Source organism: Prochlorococcus sp., from assembly GCF_965655815.1.
In the GTDB taxonomy this organism is placed as follows: Bacteria; Cyanobacteriota; Cyanobacteriia; order PCC-6307; family Cyanobiaceae; genus Prochlorococcus_A; species Prochlorococcus_A pastoris.
Genome location: NZ_CBFHHZ010000003.1, coordinates 1 through 17,872, shown reverse-complemented (window position 1 = coordinate 17,872; position 17,872 = coordinate 1). Strand labels below are relative to the sequence as shown.

Annotated in this window: 18 protein-coding genes and 1 tRNA gene; 8 read left to right on the top strand and 11 right to left on the bottom strand. The window is 27.8% G+C overall.

All coding sequences use genetic code 11. From position 1 onward, the window contains the following. Nucleotides 1-119: 119 nt before the first annotated feature. The 3 genes from ACTF45_RS04920 to ACTF45_RS04910 are packed head-to-tail and all read right to left on the bottom strand — an operon-like array spanning nt 120 to nt 5,745. The gene (locus ACTF45_RS04920) at nt 120-1,808 is read right to left on the bottom strand and encodes an ATP-dependent DNA helicase (RefSeq protein ID WP_438949471.1); all 1,689 of its coding nucleotides are present in this window, start codon (nt 1,806-1,808) and stop codon (nt 120-122) included. Nucleotide 1,809: 1 nt separating this feature from the next. After that, a complete protein-coding gene (locus ACTF45_RS04915) occupies nt 1,810-5,445 on the bottom strand; it encodes a UvrD-helicase domain-containing protein (RefSeq protein ID WP_438949470.1) in 3,636 nt (1,211 codons plus the stop codon). A 12-nt stretch (nt 5,446-5,457) separates the two neighbouring features. Then, nucleotides 5,458-5,745 carry a methyltransferase family protein gene (locus ACTF45_RS04910; RefSeq protein WP_288346648.1) on the bottom strand — a complete coding sequence of 96 codons (288 nt, stop codon included), beginning with the start codon at nt 5,743-5,745 and terminating at the stop codon, nt 5,458-5,460. On the opposite strand from ACTF45_RS04910, the gene ACTF45_RS04905 reads away from it, so the two are divergent. Continuing rightward, a complete protein-coding gene (locus tag ACTF45_RS04905; RefSeq protein ID WP_288346661.1) occupies nt 5,660-5,839 on the top strand; it encodes a hypothetical protein in 180 nt (59 codons plus the stop codon). The two genes, ACTF45_RS04910 and ACTF45_RS04905, sit on opposite strands and share 86 nt — an antisense overlap. A 91-nt stretch (nt 5,840-5,930) precedes the next feature. Here the strand turns inward: ACTF45_RS04905 and ACTF45_RS04900 are convergent, their stop codons facing one another. From ACTF45_RS04900 to ACTF45_RS04890, 3 genes are read right to left on the bottom strand one after another with little or no spacing between them, the layout of a single operon-like run. Continuing rightward, entirely contained in the window at nt 5,931-9,116 is a 3,186-nt protein-coding gene (locus ACTF45_RS04900; protein ID WP_438949469.1) for an exodeoxyribonuclease V subunit gamma, read from the bottom strand. A 17-nt stretch (nt 9,117-9,133) separates the two neighbouring features. Next, a complete protein-coding gene (locus tag ACTF45_RS04895; RefSeq protein WP_288346650.1) occupies nt 9,134-9,451 on the bottom strand; it encodes an MgPME-cyclase complex family protein in 318 nt (105 codons plus the stop codon). 9 nt (nt 9,452-9,460) lie between these two features. Further along, nucleotides 9,461-10,177, bottom strand: coding sequence for a pyridoxine 5'-phosphate synthase (locus ACTF45_RS04890; RefSeq protein WP_288346658.1), 717 nt, complete (start codon nt 10,175-10,177; stop codon nt 9,461-9,463). 159 nt (nt 10,178-10,336) lie between these two features. Between ACTF45_RS04890 and ACTF45_RS04885 the strand changes: the two genes are divergently transcribed. Genes ACTF45_RS04885 through grxD form a run of 4 tightly spaced genes read left to right on the top strand, consistent with a single transcriptional unit; the run spans nt 10,337 to nt 12,078 of the window. Continuing rightward, nucleotides 10,337-10,951: a lysophospholipid acyltransferase family protein gene (locus ACTF45_RS04885; RefSeq protein ID WP_288346659.1), complete on the top strand. Its 615-nt coding sequence runs from the start codon at nt 10,337-10,339 to the stop codon at nt 10,949-10,951. A gap of 41 nt (nt 10,952-10,992) precedes the next feature. After that, a complete protein-coding gene (locus ACTF45_RS04880; protein WP_288346660.1) occupies nt 10,993-11,511 on the top strand; it encodes a tetratricopeptide repeat protein in 519 nt (172 codons plus the stop codon). A 9-nt stretch (nt 11,512-11,520) separates the two neighbouring features. Beyond that, on the top strand, nt 11,521-11,751 hold the full coding sequence (locus ACTF45_RS04875) for a BolA family protein (RefSeq protein ID WP_288346651.1): 231 nt from the start codon (nt 11,521-11,523) through the stop codon (nt 11,749-11,751). Between the two features lie 3 nt (nt 11,752-11,754). Then, nucleotides 11,755-12,078: a Grx4 family monothiol glutaredoxin gene (grxD, locus tag ACTF45_RS04870; RefSeq protein WP_288346652.1), complete on the top strand. Its 324-nt coding sequence runs from the start codon at nt 11,755-11,757 to the stop codon at nt 12,076-12,078. Nucleotides 12,079-12,127: 49 nt separating this feature from the next. Here the strand turns inward: grxD and ACTF45_RS04865 are convergent, their stop codons facing one another. Continuing rightward, entirely contained in the window at nt 12,128-12,397 is a 270-nt protein-coding gene (locus ACTF45_RS04865) for a DUF6761 family protein (protein WP_011132745.1), read from the bottom strand. Between the two features lie 86 nt (nt 12,398-12,483). Between ACTF45_RS04865 and ACTF45_RS04860 the strand changes: the two genes are divergently transcribed. Then, nucleotides 12,484-13,221 carry a response regulator transcription factor gene (locus ACTF45_RS04860; RefSeq protein WP_288346653.1) on the top strand — a complete coding sequence of 246 codons (738 nt, stop codon included), beginning with the start codon at nt 12,484-12,486 and terminating at the stop codon, nt 13,219-13,221. On the opposite strand, the gene ACTF45_RS04855 is transcribed toward ACTF45_RS04860, so the two are convergent. The 4 genes from ACTF45_RS04855 to ACTF45_RS04840 are packed head-to-tail and all read right to left on the bottom strand — an operon-like array spanning nt 13,218 to nt 16,842. Continuing rightward, nucleotides 13,218-13,682 carry a hypothetical protein gene (locus ACTF45_RS04855; protein ID WP_438949468.1) on the bottom strand — a complete coding sequence of 155 codons (465 nt, stop codon included), beginning with the start codon at nt 13,680-13,682 and terminating at the stop codon, nt 13,218-13,220. The genes ACTF45_RS04860 and ACTF45_RS04855 overlap by 4 nt on opposite strands. 55 nt (nt 13,683-13,737) lie before the next feature. Further along, nucleotides 13,738-15,282: a carotenoid isomerase gene (crtH, locus tag ACTF45_RS04850; RefSeq protein ID WP_438949467.1), complete on the bottom strand. Its 1,545-nt coding sequence runs from the start codon at nt 15,280-15,282 to the stop codon at nt 13,738-13,740. A 24-nt stretch (nt 15,283-15,306) separates the two neighbouring features. After that, complete coding sequence (gene trmFO / locus ACTF45_RS04845) at nt 15,307-16,719, bottom strand: methylenetetrahydrofolate--tRNA-(uracil(54)-C(5))-methyltransferase (FADH(2)-oxidizing) TrmFO (RefSeq protein WP_438949466.1); 1,413 nt, start codon at nt 16,717-16,719, stop codon at nt 15,307-15,309. Nucleotides 16,720-16,725: 6 nt separating this feature from the next. Continuing rightward, nucleotides 16,726-16,842, bottom strand: coding sequence for a photosystem II protein Y (locus ACTF45_RS04840; RefSeq protein ID WP_011132750.1), 117 nt, complete (start codon nt 16,840-16,842; stop codon nt 16,726-16,728). Between the two features lie 174 nt (nt 16,843-17,016). On the opposite strand from ACTF45_RS04840, the gene ACTF45_RS04835 reads away from it, so the two are divergent. After that, a tRNA-Lys gene (locus tag ACTF45_RS04835) sits at nt 17,017-17,088 on the top strand. 562 nt (nt 17,089-17,650) lie between these two features. Then, entirely contained in the window at nt 17,651-17,758 is a 108-nt protein-coding gene (locus tag ACTF45_RS04830) for a high light inducible protein (protein WP_011132751.1), read from the top strand. The last annotated feature ends 114 nt before the right edge of the window (nt 17,759-17,872 follow it).

Here is a 17,872-nt window from a genome sequence, read left to right as displayed (position 1 = left end):
ACTGATCAGGCATTCAACATTTATCTAAAGAATATTAAATTGTTGACTAGCCTTTCAGAGCCGAATCACTAATCTAACATCTGGAGGTAAAGATAAGTCTGATTTCACGAAATAAAAACTTAATTAAGAAAATAAATATCCAGAAAATTCTTTGCTCTTGTAATTGCGGTATATAGTAATCTCTTTTCATAACTATCTCTAAAGAAAATTAATTTGCTTTCTTTCAGATCTTCCTTGTAATTGTTAATTTGAGATTTTTGGGTCCACAAAATACTTACTTTTTCAGATTCGCTTCCTTGAGATTTATGAATAGTGATAGCAATTGCTGGCACGACGTTATCAAGAGTTGATGGTTCAATAAAGTCAACTACAAGATCATTATTATCATTAAATTTCCTAAATAGAAATTTCCGGTTTTCATTTTTTCCTATTAAGACTCCAATATCTCCATTTGAAATTCCGAGTTCGTTATTATTTTCAGTACACATTATGGGGATCCCTTCTTCAAGGCTAGTAAAGTCATAAGGTTTTCTCTGGCCTAAAACGATATCATTTATATTCTCAACGCTCCATGTCCCAGTATTCTTCTCACAAAGGATAAGGTGACTTTGTAAATCTGTAAAAATATTATTTATTAAGTCTTTTTCATGGCTTATTAAATCTCCAAATGTTTTTTGAAAGATATATTCTTTTTTACTTAAGTTTGATGTTGAAATTCGTAATTTATTAATGTAATCTTTAATTTCATTTAATAATCTTAGAGGAATATTCTTATTAATGCTTTTTAAGATATTAGCTTCTTTTGATTTTTTATCATTTTCTAATTCTTTTATCTTTTTCTTAAATAAGGAATCTGTAGGATTAAAAATAAGATTACTCAGTAATTCAATATCCCCACTATTTCTATAAGTTTTATTGAGATTTACTATACAAGATTTGATTACCTCATTATTAGAATATTCAAATAAATAATTCCAAATAGAGGAATTTTTTACTGGAGGTAATTGATTTTTATCACCAACTAGGATTATTTTACAATCTTTAGCTAATAAATCTAAAATCAATTCAATAATATCAATATTTACCATTGACATTTCATCAATAATAAAAATATCTAATTCCTTTAATTTAAATTTTAATTTAATAGCTTTATGTTCAGAATTAAAAATCCATTTATGTAAAGTTTGACATTCTATTTGATCAAGACTTTTACTAAAAATTATATCTTTTTGTTCATTAAGAGATTCTTTTAGTCTAGAGGTAGCTTTTCCAGTAGGCGCTGCGAGTCCTATATTTAAAAAACTGTCAGTTTTCAAAGAATTTAATATAAAGTTTATAATTAAAGTTGTTTTGCCTGTTCCTGGTCCTCCTTGCAGAAATACTAAATTTGAACTTTTAAAAATATTTTTAATTTGATGAAGTTTATTATCATCATTTATTTTTATTGGGATTTTATCTATTTTCTTTAAGAAGATATTTATAACTCTATTTATCTTTCCAGACCATTTTGCTAATGATAATTTTCTATCACTAAATATAAATGGGGAATTAAAGGAGTTTAACAATCCTAAATCTTTGAGAACTTTTAAATGTTCATTAGGCCATCCATCTTTTAATAAATCAAATAATATTAACCTTTTATCAACTTCTACAATAGTTTCACCATTTTTCTCAAATTCTAATAATATTTTTAAAGTATCTTTTACGAAATCTCCATCTTTTATTTCATTAAATCCAAAAATATCCTGGAGGAGATTAAATATATGATTATATTGAAATGCTTCTATATCCAAATTAGTATGATTCATTCTAAAAAAGTTTATCTAAATAATTAATTCTATTTATAGGAGCCTGGCCAATAAAAACTCCTGGAGAAATATCTTTCTCAACAGATTTTTCAAACAACTTTTTGTCAGGTAATCCCTTTAAAAATAAATATACATATCCTCCAAGATGTAGATTAGGTTGATAATTTTTTAATCTCCACTTTAATAATCTATGTAATGCCAATAGATAAAGATGAGATTGCAATGGGTAATGATGTTTAATCATTTCTTCTTTCATATTTTCATAGTTATAGTTTCCAGGTAAACAATCACTATTTTCGCTTCCAGAAATAAAATTACTTTTCCAATCGATTACCCACCATTTACTATCCTCTAACTTATTACCAATAGGGACTACACAGTCAATACAACCTGAGTGAAAACCTTTATTTAGAATTTGTAGATCATTAATTTTGTTTGAGTAGCTTTTACCAAATTCAAATTCTTGATCCAATAGAAAGCATTTAGAAATATCATATGAATTAATATTTTTTCCATTATAAGAAAGTGTTAAATTGTACTTAACCTCTTTTAGAATATTATTTGAAGAGATATCAATTAATTTTTTATTTAATAATTTCCTTCCAAGCGAGACGTTAATGATTCGCAATATACCTTCTCTTACATTTAATGCTAAAGAAGAATCAATTTGAAAGAAATTTAATTCTTCATTAATTAAATCAAGTAATTTATCGTTGTTATCATTTTGAAAATCAAATCTCTCTATTATTTTATGCAAACATGTACCAGCAATAGTACCTTTAGGAAAATCACTTAAGGGATTGGAGAGAGTTAAGTATTTGGGACAATTTTTTGATTTTTCTAAATTAGTATCTTTGTAATTATTAAGAATTGAGATATTATCTTCATAATCCTTGTATTGATTGGAAGCATAGTCTGTTTTTTTTTCTTTACTAATCCATGAGGAATAACTTGAGAAAGAAATAACTTCTTCAGAAGGAATTTTTTTAGGTTTTTTTGTATTAACTTTATTTATTTTCCAAAGATTATTCTTCAAACCATTAAAATTGAATTTATTAGAAATTTCTCTAATATTTATTGCCTCTATTTTATGTTCAATTTTAGGTTTATGAAAATTAATATTTTCTAGGTTAGGTAACAAATCATTATTAATAATATTATTTGTATTATTAATATCATTAAAGATAATGAGCTTATATTTACTCCTGGTAAGAGCCACATAAATCAATCTTTCACTTTCTTTAAATAAATCTCTTTCTTCTATTAATTTAAAATCTTCTACCTTACTGTAATTATTAGAAATATTGATATAGATAGACCTATCCAAATTTGATTTCCAGATTGGACCTTTGGTTTTATTTGATTTATTGGAAATAATAGATAAGTAGGGACATAAAACTATTTCATATTCAAGTCCCTTACTATTATGAATTGTCGAAAGATTAATTCCATTTTGAAGATTATAATCTTTCGTAAAATAATCGTCTCCAGTACAACTCCTTAAAGAATCATCTAATTGGTTTAGATACCACTTAAATACTTTATTTAGATTAAAGTCATTATTGATTAATTCTATTTCAATTATCTCTGACAATTGAAATAGATTCGAGTATAAATCTGCATCAAATATAATTGAGGATGACTTGTAATTAATAATGAGTTCATTAACAAGGGTTAAAAATCCTTTCTCTTTTAATTCCAAAGACCATGAAATACATTGATTAGTTAAAATTTCAATTTTTTTACTAATTTGATGATTAATTAATTCTGCCATATCCATTTCTATAAATTTAGAAGTAGCCAACAAACTTATATTCCTATAACGCCTTGGATATAATATAGATTCAATAAATAAGACTAATAGAGTACTGGCTTCAGTATCAAAGATATTTTTTTTATTTTTAATCTGGCACGGTATATTTAACTTTATTAATTTATTTTTTAATTCTAAACATTGAGAATTATACAAGGTAAGAATTGAAATTTTATTAATATCAATTTCATTATTATTTAAAAGAAAACTAACTATATATTTAGTGACAAGATCTTCAATATCAACTTCTTTGCTTGAAAATTCTACAATTTCAAATACATTCTTAAAATCAAATTTATGATTAAAACTTTTATTAAGTTTAGAGTTTAAATTATTATATTCAAGTTTTGATTCTCTAAGTCCATTTTTATATAGATTATTAATAACATCAAGTAATTTATTTGAAGATCTAAAGTTATTTGTAAGACTAAAAACTTCAATGGCATCAGATTTAGCCTCTAAATAAGTTTCAATATCTCCACCTCTAAATTTATAAATAGCCTGCTTTGGATCTCCAACGCAAAGTAAAAAGTGATTATTTGTATAAAAGAATTTTTTTATTATGCTCCACTGAATATTATCTGTATCTTGAAACTCATCCACTAGAACACATTTAAATCTATTTTGAATTTCTGAAAGACTTTTATCATTGGTAAGATCTGATCCTAGATATTTTTCCTCAACAGTCTTTATAAGATCATTAAAATTAAAAATAGATAAACTTCTTTTTAAGGTAATTAGTTTTATATAAGCTAATTGAATAAATATTCTTACAAATTCAGTATAAAAGCCTTCTTTAATTTTATAAATTTTATCTTGAAGTAATTTAAACCTACTAAAATCTAGACTTAGATCAAATTTATTAATTTCTTTATTGATATTTTTATTATAAAAATATTTAAATAAAAGATCTTCATTTGAAATCTCATATAAAAGTTGACTTATATCTTCTGAATTAAGTCTTTTATTAATATCTTCTATCCATTCAGTTATTTGATTAAACTTATTGTTTCTTGGCTTGGACGAATATACCTGACTTTTGCATCCAATTTCCTTTATTAATTTCCCTAATGAAATAAGTTTAAGATATAATTCTTTCCCATTATTATTCCATTCAACACAAAACGCTTTCCAATTTATATGTAAAAATTCTTTTAAATAAGTTGATATATCAATATTCTTATATTTATTTATTATTTCAAATTTGCAAATATTTTCTTGATCAATATTTTTTAAAATTTCAACAAAAAATGATTTGTTAATTTTACTTCCATATATAGAACTTATTTTTTTTTGATTAACTGCAGAAATTATTTCTGGATCAAGATTTTGAAATTGCTCAATCCATAAATCATCGATTATATCTTGGTATAAATTATCTATATTATTTTCAATAAATGGATCTTGTGCTGAGCCTATATCTATACTAAATTCCTCTAAAATATTATTGCAAAAAGCATGGAACGTAGTTACTTTTAGTTTATAAATAGTATTAATAAAATTATCAATATCAAATATTATTTTTTTCGGATTCGTTTCCTCCTTTTGAAAGTTTTTATACCATTCTAAAAGAGTATTATCTAATTCAGTTTCTTCGGGATTCTGTAAAAATAATTTGAGTTTACAAAATCTTGAAAGTATTTTATCTCTTAATTCTGTACATGTATTTTTCGTGAAACTTAATAAAAGTATTTCCTCTGATTTGATCTTTTTCTCCAATACATTTCTTAAAACTAAGTGAGCCAAAGTAAAGCTTTTTCCAGTTCCTGCACTTGCTTCTATTAATTTAAAATTATTATCTAATTTAATTTTGTTAATATCCATATCTTATTTAAGTTAATATTTAACCTTATCTGTATAAATAAAATAATTTTTAAATTTTTTATTTAAATATTTCTCTTCTAAAATTATCTTTAATTTAATTATTAAAGCAAGACTTATTGTTAAAAATAAATAATAAAAAGATAATTTAGTAATAAAAAAACCAAAAGATATCAGTATTAAAGAATAATACATAGGATGTCTAATGAAACTATAAATGCCTGAAGTAGTTAGATTGCCATTGACTATAGGTCTTGGGAAAGGAGATAAATTTCTACCTAAGTCTTTAATTGAAATCAACATGACAATTGTTGAGATTATGATGAGTGAGAAACCCACAAAACTAAAGAAAAAATTAACTTGCATTATTTCTTTGTTAGGAATAAATTCCAAATGAATAAAATGAAGAATAATGATGAAGAACTGAAAAAGAACTAGGGAAAATTCATAAGATTTCTTAAGAAATATTTTCAACTGTAATTTAGACATTATTTATTTTTTAATGCCTCAAATAAAGGGCCATATAATCTGAAAGATAAATCATCAAATTTATCATTTCCAAAAAAGAAGTCTGCTTCTTTTTTATTTCCAAAACACATTTGAATTACACTATAATCTCTTTCTCCTTTGGTAAATGTTTTATTCCCTATCCATTTATCAGAAAAAGCTTTTTTCTCATTTTTCAATAGCTTTTTTGCTTCTACATATTTATATGTACTTTCTGGAGGGAGAGGTAAACATTTATCAGAGTAATTCTTAAAAATATTTATATATTCTTCTAATATTTTCTTTGATTGGAGTTGGCCTGGTGTTTGAAGAATTTCTGATTTATATTGATTTTCTTTTCTAAAAATTACTTTTGTCTTTGTTATCCTCTTTTCTAAAGAAGAAATAAAGAGTAACTTAATCCAAGCTTCTGACAAACTTTTCAAACTAAGTTTGGAATGAATCAATTCAATCACAACATTATCAGAAATGAAATATTCTTCTTTATTTGAATTTGATTTAACGTAAACTCTTTTTATATTTTTATCATTACTCAAATTTTCAACTAAACTTCCTAACAGATTTTGTATCTCTTTTTCTTTTGTAAAAATACTATTTCTTGGCGCAATAATTCCATTTTCAAGAAATTGTTCGTTTATATCTAAATTTTTTAATTGATCAATAATGTCATAATTATCAATTTCTAGTTTCTGAATAACTTTAGTAACTAATTTAAATTTCTGTAAATTACTTACATACTCTTCATCTGGATGATGATTAAATATTCCTTTAGGAGAAATATTCTTTTTATTGAGCCAATAGAGCTGAGGAGCTTTAAACCAATAAATTAATTCAGATAATTTAAAGTCCTTACTATCATAAAATTTTTCTTCCCAATCTATTTTATTTAATAAAGAATATTGACTTTTTAAAAAATTACTATTATTAGGATTAACAACTTCTTCTTTCTCATAATCAAAGTATTTGATTATGGACTTTCTTTGTTTTACAGTTAAAAAGCTCTCTAAATAGTTTATTAGTTCCTTAATAGGGAAGGAAATATCTAATATTTGATTATCTTTATCATTATTAACCCAAGAAACTATAAGTTGCTTTCTACAGGAAATTAATAACTCTAGGAAAAAGTATTTTTCTCTATCAAAAGAAGATGGATCCCCAAGAAGGTATTTTCTAGTTAGCAAATTTATATTTTCATTACTCGATAATCTTGGATAATAAAGACTATTCATATTAATTAGGAAAATAATCTTACGAGGAATTAGCCTAACCTTCTCAATATCACTTACTAATATCTTATTTATATAAGATTGATTTCTATAGTTAAGTTTATTTATACATGTAATTAATATTTCTCTAAAAACATTCAACACAATTACTTGATCAGATGTTGAAGATATTAAATAATTATCAAGAATTCTATTTATTTCATATATATCTAAATTGAAATTCTCATTAAACTTTCTAATTTTATTAAGTATAAATTTAATCTTTTTAACCCAATCAGAATAATTAAAAGATCCTCTTAGTAAATTAATATATTGTTTTAATTGAACTAATATTCTAACCCATTTATTCAAGTCTAAGCTTGAATTCTTAGGGGTAAATGATTTAAGGTTAGAATTATTTAAACTAAATTCTTTATCATAAACTAGACCTAAAGTAATTCTATTTATACACCACTCTAAAGTATTTTTTTCTTCACCCAACCTTTCGTTAGTATCTAATCCCCAATGAAAACCAACTTCATTTAATATTAAAATAATCTCATTTTTCTCAGCAACATCAAAATCAAAAATATTCTGATTAACTTTTTTAGAAAGAAAATATTCTATTTTTTCAAGCGTAATTTTCTTATTTGCTAATTCAATAATATCAAGTAAGAAATTATATACATTTGAAGAATCTTCATAATTCTCTTCAAGAAATAAATAAGGTAGCTTTTGTCCGTTTATTAATTCATTATTAAAAATATACCTAAGATAAGGTTTTATTAAACTAGTTTGAGGAGATACTATAGCGATATCACTGTATTTAATATCATCGCAAGTTTCTAATATTTCTATGACTTTATTTCTTACATACTCTAATTGACTTAATTGATTAAAATGCTCCCTAAAAATAATTGATTCATCCTTTTCATTTATCATAAAATCATTTTGACTATTATCAATTAGTCTTTTCTGTATTTGATTAATCAAAGGTATATCCTTCTCACTTGTAAAACTAAATGTTGGATCAATATATATTGAATTATTGTTTATTTTTATATTTTCAATATTAGAACTTTCCTCAATTAATTTCTGATAATTAGCTCCAAATTTGCCAAAAATATTTTCGATATTTGAATTATTTAAATTAAATTTGCTTTCAATAGAACTAAAATCAACCTCTCCCTCAAAAGAATTTATTCTATTCCACAAATTATCTCCAGCAGAGAGTAAGTATAAATTAACCTTAGTAAATTCTGCTAATTTAGAATAAAATCTAACATGTAATCTTGATAGATTATTATCAGAAATAATATATATTTGTTTAGGTATTAGATTTTCTTCATTATGTATTTTTTTAATATTATTGATTATGTCCATCATGAATAAACATGAAGGTTTCTCGGTCATTTTTTTCTCAAGTAATTTATATAAAATTGGTTGCCAATATTCATTTGAATTTAAATTATTAAAAAGATTTCGTGAACTCAACTCATATCTATGCCAATTAGCTATCATCTCAGGCCTAAAAATTAGATACTCAATAAAATTATTTGCAATCTTTTTGGTTAAGTTGTGAATGTCCCCATCAATTATCTTTTTATTGTTTAAGTATTTATTAATCCAATTACTTAGCGGTAATGATTCTTTATAGCTGTTTAATTCTTCAAATGAATCTATAATTCCCCATTTTATTGAATCAAAATTCCATACTCCCATATCAATTGCCGGGAAAATTTTTGTTAATAATGCTTCGGTATAACTTGATATGGTCTTAAATTCATAGAGAGCACTTATTTGATTACTTATTGTTATTTGGTCCCACAACCACTTCCCTAAAAAATAATTTGGAACTGCCACATCCAGTTTTTCTGTTAAAAAAGGGGGGCTAATTATTAATTCTTTTGCTAATAGCTCAGTAATAACTTCAATTTTGTTTGATTTATAAATATTTAGCAATTTTCTTTTATTATTTTTTACTCAACTTTAAAAGGGTCATTAATTTCGCTATTAGGGCTTTCAAATTCTCCTACAGCAACAAATTCTAAGCGAAGCTTTAAGAAGGTAATAAATTTTTTATCTGTAGAGATAACGGCTGCTGGAGTATTAGGGATTTTTTTAGATAAATCTAAAAATGCCGAAGATTTCAAAAAAGATGGATTCTTTAAAAGCCAAAAATCTATTTCCTTTTTATTTTCTTTATAGTTTCTGATCCTTTCTTTTAAAATCTCTTCAAGAGGTTCTTCAACTGTTAAAAATTTCTCACTTGCTGCAACGAAAAAATAAGTTGTCATTTTAAATAATTAATTTATTGAAATTAAAGTCTTCATTTCGCGTACAGCTCTTTCAAGACCTACCGCTAAAGCCCTTGAAACAATACTATGTCCAATGTTTAACTCATTCATATTGTTAATTGATGCAATCTTTTTTACATTCTGATAATTCAGTCCATGCCCTGCATTAACGACTAATCCAATATCTACAGCATAATACGAAGATTCAATAATTTTTTGAAGCTCTACATATTGATCTTGTCCTTTCAAATCAGCATATTTGCCAGTATGTAATTCTATAAAATCAAATCCTATTTCTCCTGAAGAATTAATCTGATCATTTGCAGGATCTATAAATGCGCTTACTTCAATATTGGAACTTTTTAAACTATTAACGTAGTTTTTAAGGTATTTCTCATTATTTTTGACATCTAACCCCCCCTCTGTGGTAATTTCCTTTCTTTTCTCTGGTACAAGTGTTACGTAATCTGGAAGTAACTTTTTTGAAATTCTCAACATTTCTTCAGTCGCTGCCATCTCTAGATTGAGTTTCGTTTTAATAGTATCTTTCAAAAGATAGATATCTCGATCTTGTATGTGCCTTCTATCTTCTCTTAAGTGAATTGTTATAGAATCAGCTCCGCCTAATTCTGCTAAAAAAGCAAATTGAACAGGATCTGGTTCTACAGTCTGCCTAGCCTGCCTGACATTTGCAATATGATCTATATTTACTCCTAATGTTGCCATAAATTGATAACTCTTTGATTTAGACAATTTACTAACCATCTAATTCTAGCTAATAAAAAATTACATTATTATAATTTATTAATATAAAGTAAATTGAATTTGAAAAATAAGACTATTAATATTTGCCATGAAATTAACCCTTTTTTGGGCCTTATCGCAATGTTTATAACCCAAGATATCGTTATGAAAATATTTTTTAAAAAAAAGAAAATAATTAATAATAAGTTTCTAATCCCTAATAACAGTTCCGTTATTTTAGCCCCGACCCATAGATCGAGGTGGGATGGATTAATTCTTACTATGGCGATGGGTAGGAGAGTAACCAAAAAGGATTGTAGATTTATGGTCACAAAATCTGAGATGATTGGTATTCAGGGTTGGTTTTTAAAAAAACTTGGTTGTTTTTCAATAAATCAATTATCTCCTTCTCTTGCTGTCTTGCGATATGCTGTTGATCTAATCGTCAAAAAAAAGCAGTTAGTTGTTTTTCCAGAAGGAAAAATCAATAAACATGGAAAAAAAATAGTCCTAAAAGAAGGACTATTTAGATTAGCCCGATTAGCTAAAAAAAAAGCAACCTTGATAACTATAATTCCTATCGGTATAGCTTACAGTGAGGTAAATCCAAAATTTAGAAGTAATGTTTCTCTATGTTTTGGAGAACCTTTAATCATTAGTGACAATATAAACTTTTCTATAAATGAATTTAATGAAATATTGCACGAAAAAATGACAGCCGCTGAAAACGAAGCTCTAAAAATAGTCGGTCGATGAATCCATTATCAGTTAGTATTGAAACTAACAAATACGACAACATGAAAGTCTTAAAGTTAATTCCGATTATTTTTATATCTTTAGGAATATTTTCCTCTACTAATACTGTTTATGCAGATAGTGATGATCCAAACAATTATAAAGTCCTTTCAAGCACTAATAAAAGGCTTTCAATTACAAACGTAGAAGCCCTCTTAAGAGAAGGTGATAATCTAATAAAATCTGGTGAGATTGAAAAAGCAAAAGATTATTTTGATAAAGCAAGAAATTTAGCAAAAAAACTAGCAGGATTTTACGGGGATTTAAATGGCTCGTTTAAAGGATTAGATGCCAGGATCCCAAGGGAGATGGCAGAAAAAGGTAAGAATTCATTAAAAATCTGGGCAGAATCAAATGAAAGATTAGTTGCAGTATATAAAAGTAAAAATCAACCCGAAGTCGCTGTACCTTTACTTGTAGAAATAATCAGATTAATGTCGCCTACCAGCTCAGAAGGTAAAGAAGCTTATAAAGAGTTAGTTCAACTTGGTTTTGTTGAAACACCCTACAGAGGATTATAGGAATCAATAATGGCTACTAAAAGTGAAGTAATTAACTTAATAAAGCAAAAAATAGTTGATTCTGAAGTTTATGTTGAGAATCTAAAAGGAAATGATCATTTGCAAGTAACTGTAATTTCATCTGAATTTAATGGATTATCATTAGTTAAACAACATCAGCTAGTCTATTCTGCACTTAAAGAAGAATTAGCTTCAGAGGCTATCCATGCGTTAGCACTAAAAACAGAAACTCCTAATTAAATTATGGAAAACCCTACTAAAAATAAAATTCAAAACCTAATTGACTCTAATCCAGTTATGGTTTTTATGAAAGGAACTAAATTAATGCCTCAATGTGGGTTTTCTAATAATGTAGTTCAAATTCTTAATTCACTTGGAGTGACATTTAATACATTTGATGTCTTAAGTGATTTTGAAATAAGAGAAGGTATTAAAGAGTATTCGGAATGGCCAACAATACCTCAAGTTTATTTAAAAGGAGAATTCTTAGGTGGTTCAGATATTCTTATCGAGATGTACAACACAGGTACATTGAAAGAAAAGATCGAGATTGCATTAGCTTCTTAAAATATTTACTAAGTATAAATACTAAATTTAGTTAATAAAAATTAATATTTTAAATCTTTTTTTTATCAAAAAAACCTTTATTTTCATCTCCATCTGGATTTATAAAACTGGATGGATCTAATATCCATCTTTCAATTAATCTTTCTAATTTCTCTTGATCTTTTAGCTCTAAACTATTGCAATTCCTTAAAGCTTGGAGATAACCATCACTGTATAATTTCAAGTCTGAGGGAGTATGAAATCTAGTTACTAAGTCTTGGCAACTATCGCAGATTGATTGAAAATGGCGAATTGCTACTGGATTTTCAAATGATGTCATAATTCGATAGATACTGATTTTTATTTAGCATTTGTTATACCTTATTAAGGATGATCAAAAATTGCCTGGCCTAACAGTAATTAAGAATGCAATCAACTGAGCAAATCTTAGCTTCAGCTCCTGGCAGCTCCCAATTGCCTTCGACCTCTCAAACACCCTCGAGAGTTCTTGTTGTTGAACCTCACCCCACACTAAGAACAGTCTTAGTACAAAGACTTCGTCAAGACGGTCATTTAGCAGCCGCCGTAGGTTCAGCTATTGAAGCTGTTGACTTATGCAGAGAACAATCTCCTGACTTGCTTGTCAGTGCTGAGATATTAGAACAAAATACTGCAATGAGGTTAGCTCAACAACTAGGTTGCTCAGTTATAGTTCTAACAGCAAGATCTGGGGTAGAACCATTAGTCAGCTTATTGGATGAGGGGGCTGATGATGTTCTAAGAAAACCTTTTGGACTAGAGGAGTTAGCCGCAAGATGCAGAACTCTTCTAAAGAGGGGTCGTATTGGTTTACAAGAGAAAGTTGCAGTAGGTCCTTTAGAAGTTCATTTACTTTTAAGACAAGTAACTCTAAGCGAGAAGCCTGTAGAATTAAGCCCTAGAGAGTTTGCATTGCTTTGTGCTTTACTTATGCCCCCTGGGATGGTTCGAAGTCGCCAAGAGCTTCTAAGATTGGCATGGCCGCCATTTAGCGGAGGACCAAGATCTGTAGATACTCAAGTTCTGACATTGCGTAGAAAATTAGAGCAAGCAGGATTAGGAGAAGGAGGAGGAATTACCACAGTTCGACAGCAAGGATATAGATTTAGTATTGATAATATTTAAATTATAAAAGCTATTCCTTCACCTACAATCATTAATATTGACAAGTAAGTTAGTAGTTTATATGTCCATAAAGGTGAAATGTATGATAATTTATCGATATTTAACTTTGTCTTTTCCTCAATTATAGATACAAACCTTTCGAAATTTTCAACCCTTTGAGGAACAAGAAAACTTTCTTTTTTATTACTAATGAAATAATGTACATTACTTCCTTGGCTGGTTGGCAAAGATTTAATTAATTTAATATCTTTCCAAAAAATTTCCCAATTTTTTTTTCCAAAAATTTTAGAAATAAAGCTTGTTTTATAAGAAATTTTTTCATCACAGATATCCACATAATCATTTGTAATATTGATAATCAAAAGTAACCCAAAGACAAAAGTAATTATTGAGAATATTTTTAATTTTTCACTTGAAATAAACGGGATAGGAAATGTAAGTGCTAAATACAATGAAATCAAAGAACTTTTAACAAAAAAAAGAGTTTTGAACTTTTCTACCATCTGATTAATCTTTTTAGTCTGGTAAATTAAAACTATTTATATTTAATTTTGATCCTATTTTATGAGCGCAAGCATAACCACTAAAAGCAACGGCATTAAGACCTTGTCCTGGAAAACATGAATCTCCAACGCAATAAAGGTTTTTAATTTTTGTAGTATTGAATGGCATAGGAAGTAATCCAAGCAATTTTTTATTAGGAATTGGTCCATAACTGCCTTGAAATCTCCCAAGAAATTTTCTATGAGTTCTTGGAGTACCTATCTCTTTATGATCAATATTTTGATCTAAGTTAGGAATTATTTTAGAAATTTTTTCTATAAGGAATGAATAGTAAACTTGCTTCTTTTTAAGATAATCTTCTCGTGAGAGGTCCTCCCATTCCCTGATTGATGAAGGAGTAAATGCATGGATAATATGTTTACCTTCTGGAGCCAAGGACGGATCTAGTATTGTAGGTATGGAGATGAAAATTACCCCTTTTTCATTCTCTAATTCATCCCAATTTTCAACAATTATATGATGACAATTAAAGTCTTTATTTATTAAATCTTTTGTAACTCCAAGATGAATTGAGACGAAAGAGGGAGAAGGCTTATAAGTTTCAGACCACTTATTTTCACTTTTTGGTACTTGATCACTTTTAATTAAACCTTTTTTAAGATTATTAAGCCCAAAAGTATCCCATCTTGTAGAATTGGATACAACAATATTCGTGTAAATTTCTTCTCCATTTAATAGCTTTACTCCTACTGCCTTTCCATCTTTTAATAGTATTTCAGTCACATTAGCTCTGTAACGAATTTTACTTCCAAGTCTTTCCAACCCAGAAACTAATTTTTCTGCAATCTTGCCAACTCCACCTTTTGGATAATTAATTCCTCCAGCATGTCTATCAGTAAAAACCATTCCAGCATTGATCATAGGAGTTTTAAGGGCTGGCATTACTGACCAACAAAAACACTCAATATCAATAAATTTTAAAAGTTCAGGATCCTTAATAAACTTTCTTGCAACATCTCCTGCATTTATTGGAAGCCATCTAGCCAAGCCTAAGCAAGATAATGGCGCCTTAAAGAATACCTTAAAAAGATAACTAGGATCCTCTATCGATAAGAGAGGCATGGAATCTAAACAATTAAAAACCTTTTTACAAGTTCCATAAAATTTGTTTATTCCATCCTTCTCATGAGGAAAACGTGCTGATAAGGTACTGATAAATTTTTGATAACTTTTATCAACAGAAATTCTAAGTTTATTTGGGAGATGATATTCAAGTTGAACGGGATCGGGAATAGTTTCACATTTCTCATTTACATCTTTCAGGGCACGAGTTAACAAATTTGTATAACCTTTCTCTCCAAACCCAAAAATCATTGAAGCGCCAACATCGAAAGTATAACCATTTCTTTTAAATGAACCTCCACTTCCACCTGGAATAATATATTTTTCAAGCACTAGGACTTTGGCTCCCTTAGCAGCTAATTGTGATGCTGTTACTAAACCTCCTATACCTGAACCAACAATAATTGCATCGAAATTTTCTTTATTTAATTTCATTTTTGATTTCATGAATAATCCATTTTAATTAATCTCAACAAGTAATTGATCATTTTTAAAAGATGCATCTAATACTTTTTTAAATACTTGCAATTCCTTTAGTGACCTTTCTTGATATGCCTTATATCTTAATTTTTTATCTTTTATTTTATTAGTTAATTCTGGAACTAAACCAAATGAAGCAGGCATTGGTTGAAATTTATTTTTTTTCTGATTGGACATGATTTCATTTCTATTACTAATGAAGTTCATTAGAGACCCAATCATTGATTCGTTAGGAAAAGTCACTAGATTTTTATTTTTAGCTAATAATGAAGCGTTTATTCCAGCCAACAAACCTCCAGCAGCAGCTGCTGCATATCCCTCTGTACCTGTTATTTGACCAGCGGCAAAAAGAGTTTCTCTTTTCAAAAATTGAAGTGTTGGCAGAAGTAATTTAGGGGATTCTAAAAATGTATTTCTATGCATTACTCCAAAACGTACAAACTCAGCTTTTTCTAGGCCTGGTATCATCCTAAATATTCTTTTTTGCTCTGACCATTTCAGATTAGTTTGAAAACCAACCATGTTTAGTAATTTACCTTCAAGATCCTCCTTTCTTAATTGAACAATTGCATGAGGTCTTTTTTTTAATCTATTTTCCCTATCAAATAAATCCCCCCAATCTGGATTCCATAAGCCAATAGATTTCAAAGGTCCATATCTCATCGTTTCAATACCCCTTCTAGCTATTTCCTCTATTGGTAAACAAGCTTCAAAAAAATTTGCAGATTCTTTATCGAAATCTTTTAAAGAAGCTTGTTCTCCATTTATCAATGCATTTCTAAAATTAAAATAATCCAATTTATTAATTGGACAATTTAAATATGCAGGATCTCCTTTATCGTATCTACTTGCCTTAAAAACAATTTCATGATTTATACTATCCCCATAAATAATTGGACTTGCTGCATCAAAAAAATGACAAGAATCAATACCTGTAAATTTTTTAATCTTAGTAGCTAGTTCATCAGATGTTAATGGTCCTGTTGCCAGTACAGTAATATTTTTTTTATTTGGAAGATCAAGTTGCTCAAATCTGCTTATTTCCACGAAAGGATGAGCAGATAATGTTTGTGTTAATGATTTACTAAATTTTGATCTGTCAACAGCTAAAGCGCCACCAGCGGGCACAGAAAATTTATCAGCTGTTTGAATTATCAATGAATTAAAAGTCCTCAATTCTTCTTGTAGTAAACCTGCTGCCCTATCTGCGCTCAAAGCTCCAAAACTGTTACTACAAACTAGTTCTGCAAATTCACTCGTATGATGGGCTGGAGTTGAATTAAGGGGCCTCATTTCTACAAGTTTTACTGCTATCCCAGAATTAGCTATTTGCCAGGCAGCTTCACAGCCCGCTAGTCCTGCTCCTATTACAATTACTTGTTTATCTATCAAATCGAATTAGTCCTTTCCCAAAAAGTCTCTGTTAAATTGTTCTCTGGCAGGTTTTTGGATGTTAAAGACAACCCAAGCTAATGCGGCAATAATTGGTGCGAAAACTACAATTGCTCTTAACATTTTAAATATTCAATAATTCATATACTACTTTACCTATCATCTACAAATAAAGAGAGTATTTTTAATTTTTATATCATAAGTTAAGAATTGTATTTCAATTGTTCAACTTAGGATATTAAGTTGTTTTTTTTACCTTTAGAAGGGATAATTTCATATGTACTCAATTTTACAACTGGGTCGCTAGCTCAGCGGTAGAGCATCCGGCTTTTAACCGGCTGGTCCTGAGTTCGAATCTCAGGCGACCCACATTTAAAAATTGAGTCTGTATTAATAGTCCAAATGAATTTTAAAGGTTACATATTTGGTTGAATTATAAATAAAAACATTCTCAAGTTTATGCGGCTATATGTAATTGATTGGTCATTTCAATAAGAACAAAAATCAGCTATTACCTACAAATTAATTCGGTCAATATCAGTAATGAAGGGAAGTAAAATAAATAATTGGACGGATTTATATTAAAATAAACATTTAAGATCCTGCAAAACGTTTGAGGGGAATTACTTGTAGATATAAAGATATAGAAAAGATGTAGCTGTAGTATTTAAAGTTTTCAATACCTGAAAAAAATTTTTTAATATTACTTTTTACTTCAAACCAGTATAAAAAAAACGAAGAACTTGCTTCTTTACTTAAGTGGAAATTATTTGAGGTTAAGCATGAAAATAATATACATTTATGTATCAAATATGTCTTTTATTCATACAAAGCCCGAATTTACCTGGAATTTCTAGTTAAAATCTTCAAATAATTTACAAACCTTCATATATCCTGTTACAATATTTAATATAAAAACACTTTAATTATCATGACTCCTGAAGCAGAACGTTTTAATGGTTGGGCAGCAATGTTAGGTTTCGTAGCAGCTGTTGGTGCTTATGTAACTACTGGTCAAATCATTCCAGGTTGGTTCTAAATCTTAACGATTTAGGATTGAAAGTATTGGCACGTTGTTCTACTATTTTCTTTAAATTTAAATTATTTATTTCTGATAATAAATTCTTCATTAATATATAAATTTATTCCAGAT